Raw genomic sequence first — 17,245 nt, 5'->3', positions numbered from 1 at the left:
CCCCCTACAGAAGAGAATACTATGTTTAATCAAGACGATGCTTTTTCTTGTGCCGATGTGCTGCGGACCAGACTACCAGGCTTTCAACCCCGCGCCGCACTGATTCTGGGATCGGGACTGGGGGCGCTGGCAGACGTAATGACCGACGCCGTAACCATCGACTATACCGAATTACCAGGTTTCCCGGTGAGCGGCGTAGTGGGCCACGCAGGGCAATTGGTGGCGGGCTGGCTGGAAGGCGTGCCGGTACTGTGCATGAAAGGGCGCGGGCATTTCTATGAGGGCCGTGGCATGCAGGTGATGACCACTGCCGTGCGCACCTTCAAACTGCTGGGCTGCGAATTCCTGTTGGCGACCAATGCTGCTGGCTCACTGCGTAAATCGGTCGCCCCGGGTAGCCTGGTGGCGCTGACCGACCACATCAACTTTATGCCGGAATCCCCGCTGGTGGGGGCCAACGACGAGCGTTTTGGCCCACGCTTCTTCAGCCTGGCTAACGCCTACGATCGTGACCTGCGTGCGCAGCTGGCGGCGGTAGCGGCCAAGGCCGGTATCCCACTGGCTGAAGGGGTGTTTGCCGCCTACACCGGCCCGAACTTTGAAACCCCGGCCGAGATCCGCATGATGCAGACGCTGGGCTGCGACGTGGTGGGGATGTCGATCGTGCCAGAAGTGCTTTCGGCCCGGCACTGCGGCCTGAAGGTGCTGGTGGTCTCGGCGATGACCAACTATGCCGAAGGGTTATCCGATACGCCGCTTTCCCATGAGCAGACGCTGAGCTGCGCTGCGCTGGCGGCAGACGACTTTATGCGCCTGATCCGTGAGTTCTTCAAAACGCTGTAATTCTTATTTCCATCCGACTACCCCGCGGCAAGCCCTACCTTGCCGCGTAAATCACAACAATAGGTGATGGTAATGGCAATAAAAACACGATTGAAGGTGATGATTTTTCTCCAGTTCTTTATCTGGGGCGCCTGGTTGGTGACGTTGGGATCCTACATGATCAACACCCTGCACTTCAGCGGGGCGCAGGTAGGCATGGTGTACAGTTCGAAAGGGATCGCTGCGCTGATCATGCCAAGCCTGGCAGGGATCATTGCCGATCGCTGGATCAAGGCCAACCGTCTGTATGGCCTTTGTCATCTGCTGGGGGCGGTGGCGTTGTACTACGCCGCACAGGTCGATCAGCCGATGGTGATGTTCTGGGTCATGCTGTTCAACGCGATGGTCTATATGCCCACCATGGCGCTTTCCAACGCCATTTCTTACTTCTGTCTGGAAAAGCACGGTTTTGATACGGTCAAGGATTTCCCGCCGGTGCGGGTTTATGGCACCGTGGGCTTTATTCTGGCGATGTGGTTGATCAGCTTTAGCCGCATTGAATTGAGCAATATGCAACTGTATCTGGCTTCCGCGGTGTCGCTGCTATTGGCCGTCTACTCCCTGACGCTGCCAAATTGCCCGACCAACAAGGTGAAACGCTCGCAAAGTTGGGTCAGTATGTTGGGGCTGGATGCGTTCGTGCTGTTCAAGCAAAAGCGCATGGCGGTGTTCTTCCTGTTTGCCATGTTGCTGGGGGCGGCGCTGCAAATCACCAATACCTTCGGCAACCCGTTCCTGCACGATTTCTCTCTTAACCCGCTGTATCAGGACAGCCTCAGCGTGCGCTATCCTTCGGTGCTGCTCTCCCTGTCGCAAATCTCTGAGGTGTTTTTCATCCTCACCATCCCGTTCTTCCTGCGTAGATACGGCATCAAGCAGGTGATGCTGATCAGCATGGCGGCCTGGACGCTGCGTTTCCTGTTCCTGGCCTATGGTACGCCTGCCGGGTTCGGCTTCCTGCTGCTCCTGCTTTCAATGATCGTTTACGGCTGCGCGTTTGATTTCTTCAATATTTCCGGTGCCATCTTTGTGGAGAAAGAGACCGACCACCGCATTCGTGCCAGCGCTCAGGGGCTGTTTATGACCATGGTTAACGGTGCAGGGGCTTACGCTGGTGCCATTGCCAGCGGCGAGGTCGTGGACTTCTTCACCCATAACGGGGTGAAAGATTGGCAGAGTATCTGGCTGGTGTTTGCCGCCTATACGTTGGTGCTGGGGGTGATTTTTGCCCTGTCTTTCAACTACCAGCATCGGCCGGAAGAGATGAGCGGCGAGCTGCAGAAGGCACATTAAGGTAAAACACAGGGGCTGAGTTCAGCCCCTGTGATATCAGGCAGGAAAACGCTGTTGCAGCTGTTGCCAGTCTGGTGCTCCGGCGGCACCACGGCTGGCCACCACGCAGGCGGCCACGCGGTTGGCAAGATCGACCGCTTGCACCAGCGGCAGGCCAGCGGAAAGCCCGGCTAGCACACCCGCGCAGTGGGCATCCCCCGCACCGATGGTATCGACGACGTCAACCGGGTAAACGGGCACATGCTGCGGCTCATTGCGGCCATCACAGACCCAGGCACCGTCACGATCCAACCGGCAAATCAGGGTAATGTTATGCGCTGTGGCATAACGTTGCGCAGCGCTGACAGCATCACCTTCCCCACACAAGATCGCAACTTCGTCGCGGTTGAGGGTGAGCAAGGTGTGGCTGTCGCTAAGCATGGCGAAAAACTCTTCACCCAGTTGGCCGACACGCGGGCCGGGATCCAGTAACCGCCATTGATCGAACGGCAAGCGGGTAAGCCAGTCGCGCAGTGCTTCACCAGGTTCCCCCACCAGTTCATAGCCGTTGGCATAGACCACCGTTTCCGGCGTTAGCGGCAGGGTAGCCAGCTGCGCCTTATTCCAATGGGCTTCACAACCGGTCACGGTAACAAAAGTACGTTCACCGTTGGGTTCCACCAATGCCAGACACCACCCATTATCCAACTGGCCATGGCGTAACAGCACCGGCAAATCCAGCTCCTGCATGGCGGCTTCGATGGCCGCTCCCCAGTCTCCGTTGCCCACCGGCATACCGTTAATCACGGGGACATCCAGGCGGCGTAGTGCCCGCGCTACGTTGAAGGCACAACCGCCAATCTGACGCTCTTGCGGCTGCGCTTCGATATCTTCACCGCTGACCGGCAGCTTTGGCAGCGTGAGGACCACGTCTCCCACGGCTCCGCCTACCACCAGAATAGGTTTTACTGCGACAAATTCACTCATTGATGTCCTTTGTTGCTTGCCAGATAGAGGCCATAGGCAACCAGGCTGACCAGGAAGGAAACGAACAGCCCCAGGCTGGAATCAGCGAACAGGCCTTTTGCCAATGGGCCATCGATAAAGCCGGTTTTGGTCACCAGCAGCCCGCACAAGGCGCCGAGGAACCAGCAGAATAGTGGCACCTTACGCACGCCGCGGTTCTGGCCGTTCAGGCCGTACAGGGCATTACCGTCGTAACCATGATGACGGCGCACTTTAGCATAATCGAGAATGAAAATGGCTTCCCAGGCGGCAAGGAATACCCCGCAGAACACCAGGAAAGAGATAAATGGCCCCATAAAGTCGCCAGAGATAAACAGCACATAGATGGCGATGCCAAGGATGACCACGGCGTCAATGGAGACGGCCAGAGACTGTTTCACCTTCACGCCTAGCGTTAGCAGGTTAAGGCTGGCGGAGTAGAGACTGAGCACGGCAATAGTGACGATACCGGCGGTCGCAGCCAGCAGATAAGGGATAGCCATCCACTTTGGCAGCACCGAACCGATTAACGCAATCGGGTTGGCGGCGCTGGCCAGATCCGGCAGCTGTACCGAAAGCAGAATGCCGGTGAACATTAGCAGGATCAGGGGCAGGCAGGCACCGCCCACCACGGCGGCAAAGATGCTTTTATCTGAAGATTCTGGGCTTTGATAACGGCTGTAATCGGCCCCGGCAATGGCCCAACTGATCCCGGTACCGGCGGCGATCACCGAAACGGCGGGCAGGAAGCCGGTCAACCAACTGCCGGAAGGCAGTGACAGCACTTTGCCCCATTCGGTGGTGAAGACGATATATAGCACCACAATCAGCGTCATGGTGCCGAATATCCGGCTGAACCAGCTCTGCATCCAGACTACCGTGTTCTGGCCCAGCAGGCTGACTACGATGGTCAAGCCACCAAACAGCAACAGGCTGAAAGCGGTAAGGGAGTGGCTTTCACTCAGGCCTATGGCCTGGAACAGCGCGGCCAGGGTGAGCGTGCCGGTGATGACGTTCACCGCTTCCCAACCCATCAGGTTGATCCAACTGAAGGTGGTGGGCGCGATGTTGCCCTTCAGACCAAAAATCACCCGCGATAAGGTCAAAGTAGAGGTGCGGCCACGTTTCCCGGCGAAGCTGGTGTAGCCTACCAAAGCAAAACTGGCTACGCCGACCAATGCGGCCAGGATTGACTGGATAAAGGACAGGCCGAACGCGACAATAATTGCCCCGTACACCACGCCGAGAATACCGATGTTGGCGGCAGACCATATCCAGAACAGCTCGAGCGGTTTACCGGTCTGCTCTGCATCCGGCACGCGATCGATCCCCGTGCTTTCTACTTTCCATGTCTCACTGCGGTTGATTTCACTCATGGTGCGATTTATTCCTGTTTGCGCAGCCTGAGGAGAGCGGCCGCGTAGGGCTCAAAATCTATTTGATTGGCGCTATTGATCGTGGCAATCCACTCCGCCGGGAAGGCGGCTATGCCGCGTAAGGCTCCGCAGATCGCCGTTGCCATGGCGCCAATGGTATCGGTATCTCCACCCAGATTGGCGGCCAGGATCGCACAACGTTGCGGATCGGTGTCTGCCAGTTCAACCAGCGCCAATGCCATTGGGATCGACTCGATAGTGTCCATCCCGGCACCGACGGTATGGTAAAGCTCCGCCAATGCTTCGCTATCCGGCAGATGGCCCAGGTTAGCGGTGAACTCCAGCGCCCAAACCAGACGGCGACTGAGCGAAGGGCTGAAGGTGGTGATATGTTGCTGTTGCACCTGCTCCACATGTGCAGGCAGTTCTTGCTTGATGGTGGCCCAATCCGCGCCTTCGACAGCCCGGCTAACGGCCCAGGCAATGGCAAAAGCGCCAGCCACGGCGATATCCGACTTGTGGGTCGGGCTGCAAGACAGCCTTACCGCTGTGATAAAGGCTGGCAAATCGCTACTTGGCAGCAGGCAACCTAACGGAGCGACACGCATGGCTGCTCCATTGGTCACGCCGTTAGCGGCGATCTCTGCCACCGGTGTACCGGCGCGGAACGCCAACAGCGCGGCTTTGGAGCTGGGGCCGAGGATATTTTTCTCAAAGGCTCCGATCCGTTCTGCCCACAGCATGATGTGGTGAGCAATACGTTCCGGCTCGACCCGGCCCTCGGCGGCCAAGAGCGCATCCATCAAGGCCACGGCCTGCTGGGTGTCGTCCGTGTATTCCCCGGCGATAAAGCCGTTTGCTGCAATATTTTCTGCCGGGCCAGGCAGGAAGCTGGCGATCCAACCAAAATAATCACTAACCTGTTGTAAAGGCCACAGTTCTGACGGCATCCCCATCGCATCGCCTACGGCTTGCCCATAGAGCGCCCCGAGTATGGCGTGGTGAGGATTTTTTATATTTTTCATTTATATGGGTGTTCCCTGGTGTTGGTGCTAACCGATGTAAAACATCAGTGTTGCTAATGTTAGTCGTAAAATGGATCCAATTAAAGTCCAATAGTCGAAAAATGTGACTCCAATCTAAGTCCAATGCAAGTGCGCATGGTGTAATTACCCTGAATGTGACAAATATGGTAAAAACGAGGCGGTTGAGGAATGCGAACAAATCAGAGGTGGGTCCGATGAATGATTTTATTGCCTGGCTGCGTCAGCAGCTTTCACAGGCAGCGGCGGCACCACGTTACATCCAACTGGCGAATTCCCTGGAAATTGCCATCAAGCAGCGTGTGCTGGGCGTCGGCGATTTTTTACCGCCGGAACGCGTGTTGGCTGAAGCATTGGATTTGTCACGCGTTACGGTCAGTAAGGCGATGAGGTTGCTGGAGGAACAAGCGCTGGTCTCACGCCAACAGGGCATTGGTACTCGAGTGGCCATGCACATCGGTTATTCCCTCAATCAGGATAGCGGCTTTACCGCGCAGGTTTTGCGCAGTGGCAGCAGCGTCAGCAACCAATGGCTGTTGCGTTCCTGCATAAAGGCACCCAGTGAGGTAGCCAAGGCGCTGGAGTTGGCAAGCGACAGTATCGTGGTCAAGTTACGCCGCCTGCGGTTGATGGATGGCAATCCGGTATCGTTGGAGACCACCTATATCCCGACCCGTTTTTTGCCCGATCCCGAAGAGCTGGAACACTCGCTGTATGCACTATGGAAGTCGCGAGGGATTGTGCCAGAGGGCAGGCATTTTTTATTGAAAGCGGTTGCCAGCAATGATGAAAACGCCAGCTTGCTCAATGTGCAAAGCGGCACGCCGCTGTTACGCATTGTCCAGATCAGCCGCAACGTTCAGGGCGAAGTGCTGGAGTTCAGCGAAACGCTGTGCCGCAGCGATGTGTACGAGTTTGAGGTCAAAAGCTGAGTAATCTGAGAAATAACCATGCTCTTTTGGCGGCGAGTGCGTATAATCGCCGCCCGGCGATAAATTAACCTGCACAAGAGCACCCGAATGAGCACTACCAGCCTGATCCAACCCGAACGTGAATTGTTCTCCTATGAGCCTTATTGGGCCGAATGTTTTGGCCCCGCGCCGTTTTTACCGATGTCGCGTGAGGAGATGGACCAATTAGGCTGGGATAGCTGCGATGTGATTGTGATCAGCGGGGATGCTTACGTCGATCACCCAAGCTTTGGCATGGCGATTGTGGGCCGCATGCTGGAGGCTCAGGGCTTCCGCGTGGGGATCATTGCCCAGCCGGACTGGAGCAACAAAGAAGACTTTATGCGTTTGGGCAAACCGAACCTGTTCTTTGGTGTGACCGCCGGCAATATGGATTCGATGATCAACCGCTATACCGCCGATCGTAAACTGCGTCATGACGATGCCTACACCGCCGGTAACGTGGGTGGCAAACGCCCGGATCGCGCGACGCTGGTCTATAGCCAACGCTGTAGAGAAGCCTATAAAGATGTTCCGGTCATCCTGGGCGGTATCGAAGCCAGCCTGCGCCGTATTGCCCATTATGATTACTGGTCGGATACCGTGCGCCGTTCGGTGCTGGTGGATTCCAAGGCCGATATGCTGATCTACGGCAACGGCGAACGCCCGCTGGTGGAGTTGGCGCATCGCCTGGCGGCGGGTGAAAAAATTCAGGACATCCACGATATCCGTAACACCGCCGTGATGCGTAAAGGGGCCATGCCGGGCTGGAGCGGGGTGGATTCTACTCGCCTGGACAAACCGGGCCGCATCGAGCCAATCCCTAATCCTTACGGTGAAGATTTGCCCTGTGCCGATGGCAGCACGCCAGAGCCAGAGGCCAAACCCGTCACCGTGCGTGCCGCCAAACCCAAACCGTGGGAAAAAACCTATGTGTTGCTGCCTTCCTTTGAGAAGGTAAAGGCGGACAAGGTGCTGTATGCCCATACTTCGCGCATCCTGCACCATGAAACCAACCCGGGCTGCGCGCGTGCGTTGATGCAAAAACATGGCGACCGCTACGTGTGGATCAACCCACCGGCGATCCCGCTCACCACGCCGGAAATGGACAGCGTGTTTGCCCTGCCGTACCAACGTGTGCCGCACCCATCCTATGGCGAAGAGCGTATCCCGGCCTACGATATGATCCGCTTCTCGGTGAACATTATGCGTGGCTGCTACGGCGGCTGTTCGTTCTGTTCAATCACCGAGCATGAAGGGCGCATTATCCAGAGCCGTTCGGAAGACTCGATCGTGCGTGAAATCGAAGAGATCCGCGACAAGGTGCCGGGCTTTACCGGGGTGATCTCCGATCTGGGTGGTCCAACGGCCAACATGTATATGTTGCGCTGTACCAACCCGCGTGCCGAGCAAACCTGCCGTCGCGCCTCCTGTGTGTATCCGGAAATCTGTACCTATATGGATACCAACCATGAGCCGACCATCAAACTTTACCGCCGCGCCCGTGAGCTGGAAGGGATCAAGAAGATCCTGATCGCCTCCGGGGTGCGTTACGATCTGGCGGTTGAAGATCCGCGCTATATCAAGGAACTGGCGACCCATCACGTGGGCGGCTATCTGAAGATCGCGCCGGAGCATACCGAAACCGGGCCATTGTCCAAGATGATGAAGCCGGGGATGGGCAGCTACGATCGCTTCAAGCAGCTGTTCGACCAGTATTCCAAACAGGCAGGTAAAGAGCAGTATCTGATCCCTTATTTCATCTCCTCGCATCCGGGTACCCGCGATGAGGACATGGTGAATCTGGCCCTGTGGCTGAAGAAAAACCGTTTCCGTCTCGATCAGGTACAGAACTTCTACCCGTCGCCAATGGCGAACTCCACCACCATGTATTACAGCGGCAAGAACCCGTTGGGTAAGGTGGGGTATAAGAGCGAAGACGTGTTTATTCCGAAGGGCGATCGCCAGCGCCGCCTGCATAAGGCATTGTTGCGCTATCACGATCCGCTCAACTGGCCGCTGATCCGCACCGCGTTGGAAGAGATGGGGATGAAGCACCTGATTGGTGGCCGTCGCGAATGCCTGGTGCCAGCACCGAGCATTGACGAGCAGCGCGAGGCCAAGCGCTTACAGCGGCATACCCGCCCGGCGTTGACCAAGCACACGGACATTACCCGCCAGCGCACGCCGTCCAACAAGCCACCGCGCAAGCCTATCCGCAACGGTAAGGCCTGATAGAGCAGGGAGCCCAAGTGGCTCCCTTTCTTTTATCCCCTAGAGGGGATATTCCATAAATTATCCCTTGGTGAGGATATTATTTTGTTATCCCTTTCAGGAAAGACGCTATGGAGCTAGCTATTGCCAGGCTAGAAACTGTTATACGCCGCCTCGACCTTCAGCATATAGCGCGGTGCCTGCGGTGAGGGATGGTACTGGCGCACATGCCAGTGAAAGGCCTCGGGTGACAGGTTGTTGATCATTCTGATGGCTTTTTTGCGATCGCTGGAGAAGGTACGTAGCAAGGCTCCTGCGCCGTTGGCATAGGCCACTTCAGTGGCATAGCGGCGGGTCACCGGATCGTCAATCCACTTCAATTGCTGCTGTTGCAGCGCACCGATATAGGCTGCCCCCAGATCGATATTGGTTTCTGGATCCAACAGATCGTCATCATCCGGGCAGCCGCGTTTGCCTTTAAAGCGGTAGGCATCACAACCGGCGGTATTCGCCTTGAGCTGCATCAGGCCGATGGCGTTGGAAGGGCTGACAGCCTTGGGGTTAAAGCCGGACTCTACCTGAATAATGGCGGCGATCAGCTTTTCATCGACATCATATTCGTCGGCCGCGTCTTCGATTTCATCGTCATAGGCGTGAGGATCGTGGCTAGTACGCTGGTGCTTACTGGAACAGCCCGCCAGCACCAACAGCATTAACACCATGGTCAGGCGCGGCAAAGATGAGAAAGAGAAGGTCATGAAACTCCAAGCTGCTGTGATCGGATCGCTGCGCCATATCATAGCGCCAGTGACCGATAAGATCTTGGGTTAAAAGCCAATTAACGCGAGAGGCTGCCAACAATAAAGCAACGGGGCCGACAGTGCGACCCCGTGATGTTTACAGAGAGTCTGGATCCGGCCCCAGGCGGTTACCGATATCCAGCTTGGTGATTTCGCCCAGTTCGTCCTTATCCAGTTTGAAATCAAACACCTCAAAGTTTTCACGAATGCGCGCGGGCGTCACCGATTTCGGGATCACGATCAGGCCGCTGTCCAGATGCCAGCGCACGACGATCTGTGCTGGCGTCTTGTTGTACTTCTCCGCCAGCTTCTTGATCAGCGGTTGATCGAAGACGCCTTCACCCCCTTGCGCCAATGGGCTCCAGGATTCGGTGGCGATGTGATGAGTCGCGTTCCAGGCGCGCAGCTGGCGCTGTTGCAGCAGCGGGTGCAGTTCGATCTGGTTGATCACCGGCGCGACGCTGGTTTCATCCAACAGGCGTTGCAGATGTGGCGTGTGGAAGTTACAGACGCCGATGCTTTTCACCAGCCCTTGCTCACGCAGTTTGATCAAGCCGCGCCAGGCTTCGACATAGCGATCCTGTGCCGGTTTCGGCCAGTGGATCAGGTAGAGATCGACGTAATCCAGCTTCAGCTTTTTCAGGCTGGTTTCCAGTGCTGCCTGCGGATCGCCCTGATCGTCGTTCCACAGCTTGGTGGTGATAAACAGCTCTTCACGTGGGATCGCGGTGGCTTGCAGCGCGGCACCCACCCCTTCCTCGTTTTTGTAAATCGCGGCGGTGTCGATGGAGCGATAGCCGACTTCCAGCGCCTTGGTGACGGCCTGCGTAGTTTCTTCAATGCTGGCTTGCCATACGCCGAGTCCCAACTGCGGCATCAGATTACCATCGTGGAGTTTGATGATGGGTTGCATGCGCTATCTCCTTATGACTGCTTTCAGGCCAAAGCCTGCTTACATGAATTTTAGTTCGCCACCTCAGCGCTTGCCGAGTTTGCGAGCTCAAGCGTGCATATCCAGTACGATACGATAACGGGCCTTGCCCGCTTCAAGATGCGCGATGGCATCGTTGACCTTGCTCAATGGGAAATGCTCCACCTGCGGCTCAATGCCATGCCGGGCGCAGAACGCCAGCATATCGGCCAGGCGTGAAGGGGCACCGGTAGGTGAAGCGGAAAGTTCAGCCTGTTTGCTGATAAACGAGAATACCTGAACCGGCACCGGGTCGGGGATCGCCCCAACGAAGTGCAGGCGGCCTTTCGGGGCCAAGGTGCCGATAAAGGCATCCCAATCTAAAGAGGCGCTGGCGGTGACCAGAATAAAGTCGAGCTGATTGGCGATGGCCTGTAATGCGGCGCCGTCATTGCTGGCCACCACGCGGTGTGCACCCAACGAAAGCGCTTCGTCACGTTTGCTGTTGGACGAGGTGAAGGCGGTGACTTCACAGCCCCAGGCATGCATAAAGCGGATCGCCATGTGGCCCAGGCCGCCGATACCGACCACGCCAACGCGCTGTGTCGGGCGGACATCGTACTGCAATAGCGGGTTGAACACCGTGATCCCGCCGCAGAACAGCGGCCCGGCGCTGGTCACGTCAACGCCTTCCGGCAGTGGGATCGCCCAGGCCCAGTGGCTGCGGATGCGATCGGCAAAACCGCCGTGGCGACCAATGATGGTAGGTTGTACCTCGTTGCACAGATGCTGATCGCCAGACATACAGGGGTGGCAGTGCATACAACTGCCGCGGTTCCAGCCAACGCCCACCACCTGGCCAATCTTCAGCCCTTTGTTCTGCGCATGGGCACCGAGCTTGGTGACTTTGCCCACCACCTCATGGCCGGGCACGAACGGATAGTGGGTCATGCCCCATTCATTATTGAGCATGGAGAGGTCGGAGTGGCAGACGCCACAGTAGTCGATAGCAACTTCAATTTCTTCGTCGCCTAATGCACCGGCGTCGAAGGTAAAGGGTTCAAGCGGCTGTCCCTGGCCGGGCGCGGCCCAGGCACGAATGCTATTGTCAGATACGGAGCTGGATTGGTTCGCCATAAAATTCTCCCATGAGTTAACGAGACGATGTTATGCGATGCGATCGAAAGCGCGGACAAGGCGCACAACCGTGCCCGATGATCGGTCGGGCACGGTAAGTAGAAACTAAAGCCTAGCAGGAAACTGTGATGTTGCGATGAAATCGTGCGCCAGCAATTAGCGTGCCGCTTGATAAATGCGTTGGCTGACTTCCAGCGTAATGTCCCCATGCTCGCCCAGAGCGGTCATGCCGTGCTGGTGCAACTTGTCGAGCAGCGCAGGGATGGAGCTACCGTCGAGTTGATAATCAGACAAGCGGGTTGGCACGCCCATTTGCTCAAAGAAGGCACGGGTGGCGGCAATCGCGCCGTCGATACGGCTTTCTTCGGAACCCTCACGCAGACCCCAGACGCGATCGGCGTACTGCAGCAGTTTTTCGCGCTTCTGGGCTTTTTTCTCTACCAGCAAGGCAGGCAGGACGACGGCCAGGGTTTGCGCATGATCCAGACCGTGCATGGCGGTCAGCTCATGGCCGAGCATATGCGTTGCCCAGTCTTGCGGCACACCGGCACCGATCAGGCCGTTCAGCGCCATGGTGGCACTCCACATCACGTTGGCACGTACCGCATAGTTTTCCGGTTCGGCCAGCGCACGTGGGCCATCTTCCAGCAGCGTTAACAGCAGGCCTTCGGCAAAGCGATCCTGCACCTTGGCATCGACCGGGTAAGTCAGGTATTGCTCAATGGTGTGGACAAAGGCGTCCACTACGCCGTTGGCGATCTGGCGCGGTGGTAACGAATAAGTCACCACCGGATCGAGCACGGCGAACAGAGGCTGCACCAGCGGGGAGAAGAAGTGCTGTTTGTCGCCGCTGCTCTTACGGGTGATCACCGCGCCGCTGTTGGACTCGGAGCCGGTCGCTGGCAAGGTCAGTACGCAACCCATCGGTACTGCGCTGACGATCTCGCTGCCCACGGTTTTCAGGATATGCCAAGGATCGCGATCGGCCTGGTAGTCGGCCGCTGCCGCGATGAATTTGGTGCCATCAACCACTGAACCGCCGCCGACCGCCAGCAGGAAGTCGATCTTTTCTGCCCGCACGACTTCCACCGCTTTCATCAGGGTTTCATAGGTCGGGTTAGGCTCGATACCGGAGAACTCCTGCACGTTGCGGCCAGCCAGCGCGGCATAGACCTGATCCAGCACGCCGTTGTTCTTCACGCTGCCACCGCCGTAGGTGATCAGGATGCGGGCGTCTGCCGGGATTTGTTTGCCTAATTCGGCAATCTGGTTTTTACCGAACAGGATTTTGGTTGGGGTATGGAGGATGAAGTTTTGCATTATCGTATTCTCTTTTCGGGTCAGGGAAGCGCCAACGGCGCAAAATAACTGGGGTCTATTGTCGGCAACCTGGCACGATCGCACAATGCACATTCCTGTCGGTGTCTTGCCTATTCCTACACTACACTGTAGAAAATGCATGTTTATGGTTATTATCCGTGTCGAATTATTCAGACGACCAGAGGGGCTTGCTGATGGAGAACGTTGAACTACGTAGCCGTATGGCGCGCCAGGCGATGCGCTTTGCCACTGCCAAAGGCTATAGCCCAACGCCCGTACCCATGGTGAAGGTGCTGTATTCCGACGAATATTACCCGCGTCAGCCGGTGATGTATGAGCCAGGCATTGTCATCATCTTTCAGGGTCATAAGGTGGGCTACTGTGGCAGCAAGGTGTTTCAGTACGATCCGCGCAATTACCTGCTGATGACGGTGTCGCTGCCGTTTGAGTGTGAAACCTTTGCCAGCCCGGAACAGCCGCTGGTGGGGCTGGCGGTCAATATCGACACCCAGATGCTTCAGGATCTGCTGATCGATATCGGTGATGACGATTACCTGATGCAGCCTAGGGGTGAAAGCTGCGGCGTTAACCTCTCGGTGCTTAGCGATGAAATGCTGTGCGCCACCGAACGTCTGTTGGACGTGATGGAGAAACCGTTGGATGCGCGGGTGCTGGGGCCACAAATCGTGCGTGAGCTGCTTTATTACGTGCTGCGTGGCAGCTGCGGTGCTTCGTTGCAGGAGCTGGTTAACCGGCATACCCATTTCAGCCAGATCGCCAAGGCGTTACGGCGGATTGAGAACCAGTATGCCGAGAACCTCAACGTCGAACAGTTGGCGTATGAAGTGAACATGAGCGTGTCGGCGTTTCACCATAACTTTAAGGCGGTGACCAACACCTCGCCGCTGCAATATGTGAAGTCGTATCGTCTGCACAAGGCGCGTTTGCTGATGCTGCATGACGGTCTTAAGGCCAGCACGGCGGCGATCCGCGTGGGCTACGAGAGCGCTTCGCAGTTCAGCCGCGAGTTTAAGCGGCTGTTTGGCATTACGCCGAGCGATGAAATCGCCCGGCTGCGGGACAATAGCGCCATCATGCAGGGTTAGCGCGTCAGGACGATTTTGCCGAACGGACCGCGATCTAGGTGATCGAGCGCCGCGTGTAGCTGATCGAAACGGTAACGCTGGTCGATGACGGGCTTGATGCCGTTGGCGTCGACGGCGCGAACCAGATCTTCCAATGCGCGGCGATGGCCGACGGCAATCCCCTGGATCTGTGGCGACTTCAGCAACAGCAGGCCTGCGGGGATGGCGATCTCCGCGCCTTCCAGCATGCCGATCACGGAAATACGCCCGTGGATCGCCACCGCACGTAGGGAGTTGAGCAGATTGCTGCCACCCACGGTTTCGACAATATGATCGATACCGCGATCCTGCGTCAGTTGATAGATCGACTCCACCCAATCCCCTTGCAGGCGATGAATGCCGTGATCGGCCCCTAACGCCTTGGCACGTAGCAGTTTCTCTTCGCTGCCGGAGGTGATAAAGACCTGCGCTCCGTGGGCTTTGGCAATCTGTAGCGCGAACAGGGCAACACCACCGGTGCCTTGCACCAATACCGATTCACCAGCACGCAAATGGCCGCGTTCTACCAAGGCGAACCAGGCCGTCAGCCCGGCGCAGGGCAGGGTACTGGCTTGGGCATCGTCTAATGTAGTAGGTGACGCACTCAGCCAGCTCTCATCAACCACCACGTATTCCGCCAGCATCCCTTGATAAGTACCGCCTGATGCACGATAAGGCGGAGTGCGGGCATCACCGTCAGGTTTTCCGTCGATCCAGTCTGGGCTAAAGGTAGAGATCACCCGATCGCCAGGGCGAAAACGCGTGCTGCCGCTTCCCACCGCGTCTACCACGCCAGCCATATCCGAGGCAGGGGTAAACGGCAGCGGCAGATCCAACGGCATGGTGCCTTCTATCACCATCTTATCGCGGTAGTTCAGCGCCACGGCGTTCACTTTTACCCGTACCTGATGTGGGCCCGGCTGTGGAATAGCGCTTTCGGTTAATTGCAGATGCTCACGCCCTACGGCGTTCATCGTCCAACGTTGCATGGTATCGGCCATGTGGTGCTCCTGATGGGTTGAGGATATTCACAGATAATAACGTTGATTTAAAATCACCAGTGGCGATAATTTTTCCCAAGATTGTTTCCTAAAAGGCTACAAAAAATGAGCGACCGATTAAGCGGTATCTCGGTATTGGTCAGCGTGGTGGAGGCGGGCAGCTTTGCGCTGGCGGCCAACAGGCTGCATCTTTCCCGTTCGGCGGTGGGTAAAACTATCGCCCGGCTGGAACAACGGCTGGGCGTGCGGTTGTTTCACCGCACCACCCGCAGCCTGAATCTGACTGACGATGGCGCGCTGTTCTATGAGCGTTGTTTACGGGCGTTGGAGGAGATCCGCGTCGCAGAGAACCTGCTGGAAAGCGGTAAGCGGCAGGTCAGTGGTCGGTTGCGGGTCTCGATGCCAGTGCTGATTGGCCGCCTGTGTATCGCGCCGGTGCTTACCGCATTGGCGCGTGAGCATCCAGGATTGGAACTAGATCTGTCATTCAGCGATCGGGTGGTGGATGTGGCCGAGGAAGGATTCGATCTGGCGGTGCGTAACGGCCCATTGCCAGACAGTGCCGGGCTGGTGGCTAGAAGGCTAGGGGATAACCGTATGACCCTATGCGCCTCGCCGGATTATCTGGCTCGCTGTGGTGCCCCAGACAGCATTGAGGAACTGCCCCAGCACGATGCCATCGCTTATCGCTACGCCGCAATGATACGTAGCTGGTTGATCCCGCAGGCAGACGGAACAATGCGAGAAGTGATGCCTAAACCCCGTTTGTTGATGGACGATCTGCAGGCGATTGCCGACGCGGCGGTGGCCGGGTTTGGCATTGCCTGGCTGCCATGCTGGCTAATCCGTGATGCCTTGCTGGAAGGCCGATTGCAGCAGGTATTGGGGGAGGTACCAGGGAAAGACTTTGAGGTGCATGCCGTCTGGCCGCTTACGCCGCATTTACCCTTGAAAGTGCGGCTGGCGGTGGATGCGCTGGTCAGCCACCTGCCCGCGAGGATGGCGCTATAGCCGCGCCACCCGATTCAGGAAGCGCGTTTTTTACGCCAAACGACCAGCATCACGCCCAGCAGCCCAACGACCAACAGCACCATCGGCAGGATCATCAGCCCGGCCATCACCTGATCTTCGTGGCGTTTCACCAGTGGGATTTGGCTAAAGGCATAGCCTAGCGTGACTACCGAGCCTACCCACAGCAAGCCGCTGAGCCAGTTAAAGATTTGAAAACGGGCGCTATTGAGGCCCGAGATACCGGCCATGGTAGGCAACAGGGTGCGTACAAACGCCAGGAAACGGCCAATCAGCAAAGCGACCAGGCCGTGGCGGTTAAACAGCATGTGCGCGCGCTGGTGGTATTGCGCTGGTAGCTGTAGCAACCAGCCTTTCACCACCGAGGTATGGCCAAGCCATCGCCCTTGCAGATAGCTGAGCCAACAGCCAAGGCTGGCGGCGACCGTCAGAATAATCAGCGTGGGGATAAAGTTCATCACGCCTTTGGCGATCAAGGCACCGGCCAACAGCAGTAAGCTATCTCCGGGCAGGAAGGAAGCGGGCAACAAACCGTTTTCCAAAAACAAGGTGGTAAAAAGGACGGCATAAACCACCCAAATCACGCTGGGATCGGCAAGTGCAGTAAAGTCTTGCGTCCACAGTGCGTGAACAATTTCTCTTAATACATCCATTCTTTATCCTGGGGTGCCTGGGCTGACTTTCTATAGGCTACCGTGCTGTTATAGCCATGCTCACCGGTAAATATAGGCCACACACGGCGGTGAGGCCCTTGAGCACCATATAGTGTACCGCTATTAGCTTAAGCGGACATTAAACAGAGCATAGAAAATGTGGTAAAGGCCGTAAAACTCGGAAAAAGTACAGGCGACCGTCGGTATGGCCAAGTAAAAACGCCGTAAAACCTTGTACCTTGCTGTGTGATTTTATCTAGCCCTTATGTAGGGGGATGCATGCCTCGCTTGCAGACGTTTTCCCGCAGTGATGGCTGAGCTATTCACACCGTTTGTGGCCTGTTGGGGTAAAAAGCAGCATTTTGAGTGATGATTTTGTTAGCATTATGGGGGGGCAATGTTATGCCAAACGACGCGCAAACCCTGATAGTGACTGGGGTTGTATCATTTTTTGCTCGTCGATGCGTAATTCTTCAAATAATAATGATAACTACTATCAATCCCTGATTGGTTTGATATGATCGCACGC

At 56.8% G+C, this 17,245-nt stretch carries 15 protein-coding genes; 6 read left to right on the top strand and 9 right to left on the bottom strand.

Translation table 11 applies throughout. The features are described from left to right. Positions 1–21: 21 nt before the first annotated feature. Together xapA and KGP26_RS24360 are read left to right on the top strand one after the other, a co-directional pair. The gene (xapA, locus tag KGP26_RS24365; RefSeq protein ID WP_024529143.1) at positions 22–843 is read left to right on the top strand and encodes a xanthosine phosphorylase; all 822 of its coding nucleotides are present in this window, start codon (positions 22–24) and stop codon (positions 841–843) included. Positions 844–915: 72 nt separating this feature from the next. Continuing rightward, positions 916–2,175 carry a nucleoside permease gene (locus tag KGP26_RS24360; RefSeq protein WP_223664683.1) on the top strand — a complete coding sequence of 420 codons (1,260 nt, stop codon included), beginning with the start codon at positions 916–918 and terminating at the stop codon, positions 2,173–2,175. A gap of 36 nt (positions 2,176–2,211) precedes the next feature. Here KGP26_RS24360 and KGP26_RS24355 read toward each other — a convergent pair whose 3' ends face one another. The 3 genes from KGP26_RS24355 to KGP26_RS24345 are packed head-to-tail and all read right to left on the bottom strand — an operon-like array spanning position 2,212 to position 5,560. Next, positions 2,212–3,141 carry a PfkB family carbohydrate kinase gene (locus tag KGP26_RS24355; RefSeq protein WP_021806849.1) on the bottom strand — a complete coding sequence of 310 codons (930 nt, stop codon included), beginning with the start codon at positions 3,139–3,141 and terminating at the stop codon, positions 2,212–2,214. After that, entirely contained in the window at positions 3,138–4,535 is a 1,398-nt protein-coding gene (locus KGP26_RS24350; RefSeq protein WP_021806848.1) for a cytosine permease, read from the bottom strand. The genes KGP26_RS24355 and KGP26_RS24350 overlap by 4 nt, the downstream gene beginning before the upstream one ends. An 8-nt stretch (positions 4,536–4,543) precedes the next feature. Next, a complete protein-coding gene (locus KGP26_RS24345) occupies positions 4,544–5,560 on the bottom strand; it encodes an ADP-ribosylglycohydrolase family protein (RefSeq protein ID WP_223664682.1) in 1,017 nt (338 codons plus the stop codon). A 215-nt stretch (positions 5,561–5,775) separates the two neighbouring features. Here KGP26_RS24345 and KGP26_RS24340 point away from each other — a divergent pair, with 215 nt between their 5' ends. Together KGP26_RS24340 and KGP26_RS24335 are read left to right on the top strand one after the other, a co-directional pair. Beyond that, complete coding sequence (locus KGP26_RS24340; RefSeq protein ID WP_021179530.1) at positions 5,776–6,510, top strand: GntR family transcriptional regulator; 735 nt, start codon at positions 5,776–5,778, stop codon at positions 6,508–6,510. Between the two features lie 87 nt (positions 6,511–6,597). Next, entirely contained in the window at positions 6,598–8,763 is a 2,166-nt protein-coding gene (locus tag KGP26_RS24335) for a YgiQ family radical SAM protein (protein ID WP_021179531.1), read from the top strand. A 131-nt stretch (positions 8,764–8,894) separates the two neighbouring features. On the opposite strand, the gene KGP26_RS24330 is transcribed toward KGP26_RS24335, so the two are convergent. The 4 genes from KGP26_RS24330 to yqhD all read right to left on the bottom strand — a co-directional run bounded on the left by KGP26_RS24330 (position 8,895) and on the right by yqhD (position 12,909). Then, positions 8,895–9,500: a transglycosylase SLT domain-containing protein gene (locus KGP26_RS24330; protein ID WP_223664681.1), complete on the bottom strand. Its 606-nt coding sequence runs from the start codon at positions 9,498–9,500 to the stop codon at positions 8,895–8,897. Between the two features lie 139 nt (positions 9,501–9,639). Then, positions 9,640–10,455 carry a 2,5-didehydrogluconate reductase DkgA gene (gene dkgA / locus KGP26_RS24325; RefSeq protein WP_021806845.1) on the bottom strand — a complete coding sequence of 272 codons (816 nt, stop codon included), beginning with the start codon at positions 10,453–10,455 and terminating at the stop codon, positions 9,640–9,642. Positions 10,456–10,542: 87 nt separating this feature from the next. After that, complete coding sequence (locus KGP26_RS24320; protein WP_094983148.1) at positions 10,543–11,589, bottom strand: NAD(P)-dependent alcohol dehydrogenase; 1,047 nt, start codon at positions 11,587–11,589, stop codon at positions 10,543–10,545. 156 nt (positions 11,590–11,745) lie between these two features. Beyond that, complete coding sequence (gene yqhD, locus KGP26_RS24315; RefSeq protein ID WP_094983147.1) at positions 11,746–12,909, bottom strand: alcohol dehydrogenase; 1,164 nt, start codon at positions 12,907–12,909, stop codon at positions 11,746–11,748. A 221-nt stretch (positions 12,910–13,130) separates the two neighbouring features. Between yqhD and KGP26_RS24310 the strand changes: the two genes are divergently transcribed. Continuing rightward, positions 13,131–14,015 carry an AraC family transcriptional regulator gene (locus KGP26_RS24310; protein WP_223501563.1) on the top strand — a complete coding sequence of 295 codons (885 nt, stop codon included), beginning with the start codon at positions 13,131–13,133 and terminating at the stop codon, positions 14,013–14,015. Here the strand turns inward: KGP26_RS24310 and KGP26_RS24305 are convergent. After that, complete coding sequence (locus KGP26_RS24305) at positions 14,012–15,034, bottom strand: NAD(P)-dependent alcohol dehydrogenase (protein ID WP_094983146.1); 1,023 nt, start codon at positions 15,032–15,034, stop codon at positions 14,012–14,014. The two genes, KGP26_RS24310 and KGP26_RS24305, sit on opposite strands and share 4 nt — an antisense overlap. Positions 15,035–15,139: 105 nt before the next feature. Here KGP26_RS24305 and KGP26_RS24300 point away from each other — a divergent pair, with 105 nt between their 5' ends. Then, positions 15,140–16,045 carry a LysR family transcriptional regulator gene (locus tag KGP26_RS24300; protein WP_179248494.1) on the top strand — a complete coding sequence of 302 codons (906 nt, stop codon included), beginning with the start codon at positions 15,140–15,142 and terminating at the stop codon, positions 16,043–16,045. Positions 16,046–16,059: 14 nt separating this feature from the next. Here KGP26_RS24300 and KGP26_RS24295 read toward each other — a convergent pair whose 3' ends face one another. Next, the gene (locus KGP26_RS24295; protein ID WP_021806837.1) at positions 16,060–16,716 is read right to left on the bottom strand and encodes a DedA family protein; all 657 of its coding nucleotides are present in this window, start codon (positions 16,714–16,716) and stop codon (positions 16,060–16,062) included. Positions 16,717–17,245 lie beyond the last annotated feature (529 nt).

Origin of the sequence: Serratia sp. JSRIV002 (assembly GCF_019968725.1) — a bacterium.
Lineage (GTDB): Bacteria > Pseudomonadota > Gammaproteobacteria > Enterobacterales > Enterobacteriaceae > Chania > Chania fonticola_B.
The sequence above is the reverse complement of the archived record's forward strand: the minus strand, read 5'-3'. Positions and strand labels throughout refer to the sequence as shown.

Excerpts from the sequence above, each read along its gene's own strand:
- KGP26_RS24345 (WP_223664682.1), bottom strand. The coding sequence starts at position 5,560 with ATGAAAAATATAAAAAATCCTCACCACGCCATACTCGGGGCGCTCTAT.
- yqhD (WP_094983147.1), bottom strand. The coding sequence starts at position 12,909 with ATGCAAAACTTCATCCTCCATACCCCAACCAAAATCCTGTTCGGTAAA.
- KGP26_RS24360 (WP_223664683.1), top strand. The coding sequence starts at position 916 with ATGGCAATAAAAACACGATTGAAGGTGATGATTTTTCTCCAGTTCTTT.
- KGP26_RS24355 (WP_021806849.1), bottom strand. The coding sequence starts at position 3,141 with ATGAGTGAATTTGTCGCAGTAAAACCTATTCTGGTGGTAGGCGGAGCC.
- KGP26_RS24310 (WP_223501563.1), top strand. The coding sequence starts at position 13,131 with ATGGCGCGCCAGGCGATGCGCTTTGCCACTGCCAAAGGCTATAGCCCA.
- xapA (WP_024529143.1), top strand. The coding sequence starts at position 22 with ATGTTTAATCAAGACGATGCTTTTTCTTGTGCCGATGTGCTGCGGACC.
- KGP26_RS24330 (WP_223664681.1), bottom strand. The coding sequence starts at position 9,500 with ATGACCTTCTCTTTCTCATCTTTGCCGCGCCTGACCATGGTGTTAATG.
- KGP26_RS24350 (WP_021806848.1), bottom strand. The coding sequence starts at position 4,535 with ATGAGTGAAATCAACCGCAGTGAGACATGGAAAGTAGAAAGCACGGGG.
- KGP26_RS24300 (WP_179248494.1), top strand. The coding sequence starts at position 15,140 with ATGAGCGACCGATTAAGCGGTATCTCGGTATTGGTCAGCGTGGTGGAG.
- dkgA (WP_021806845.1), bottom strand. The coding sequence starts at position 10,455 with ATGCAACCCATCATCAAACTCCACGATGGTAATCTGATGCCGCAGTTG.
- KGP26_RS24295 (WP_021806837.1), bottom strand. The coding sequence starts at position 16,716 with ATGGATGTATTAAGAGAAATTGTTCACGCACTGTGGACGCAAGACTTT.
- KGP26_RS24340 (WP_021179530.1), top strand. The coding sequence starts at position 5,776 with ATGAATGATTTTATTGCCTGGCTGCGTCAGCAGCTTTCACAGGCAGCG.
- KGP26_RS24320 (WP_094983148.1), bottom strand. The coding sequence starts at position 11,589 with ATGGCGAACCAATCCAGCTCCGTATCTGACAATAGCATTCGTGCCTGG.
- KGP26_RS24335 (WP_021179531.1), top strand. The coding sequence starts at position 6,598 with ATGAGCACTACCAGCCTGATCCAACCCGAACGTGAATTGTTCTCCTAT.
- KGP26_RS24305 (WP_094983146.1), bottom strand. The coding sequence starts at position 15,034 with ATGGCCGATACCATGCAACGTTGGACGATGAACGCCGTAGGGCGTGAG.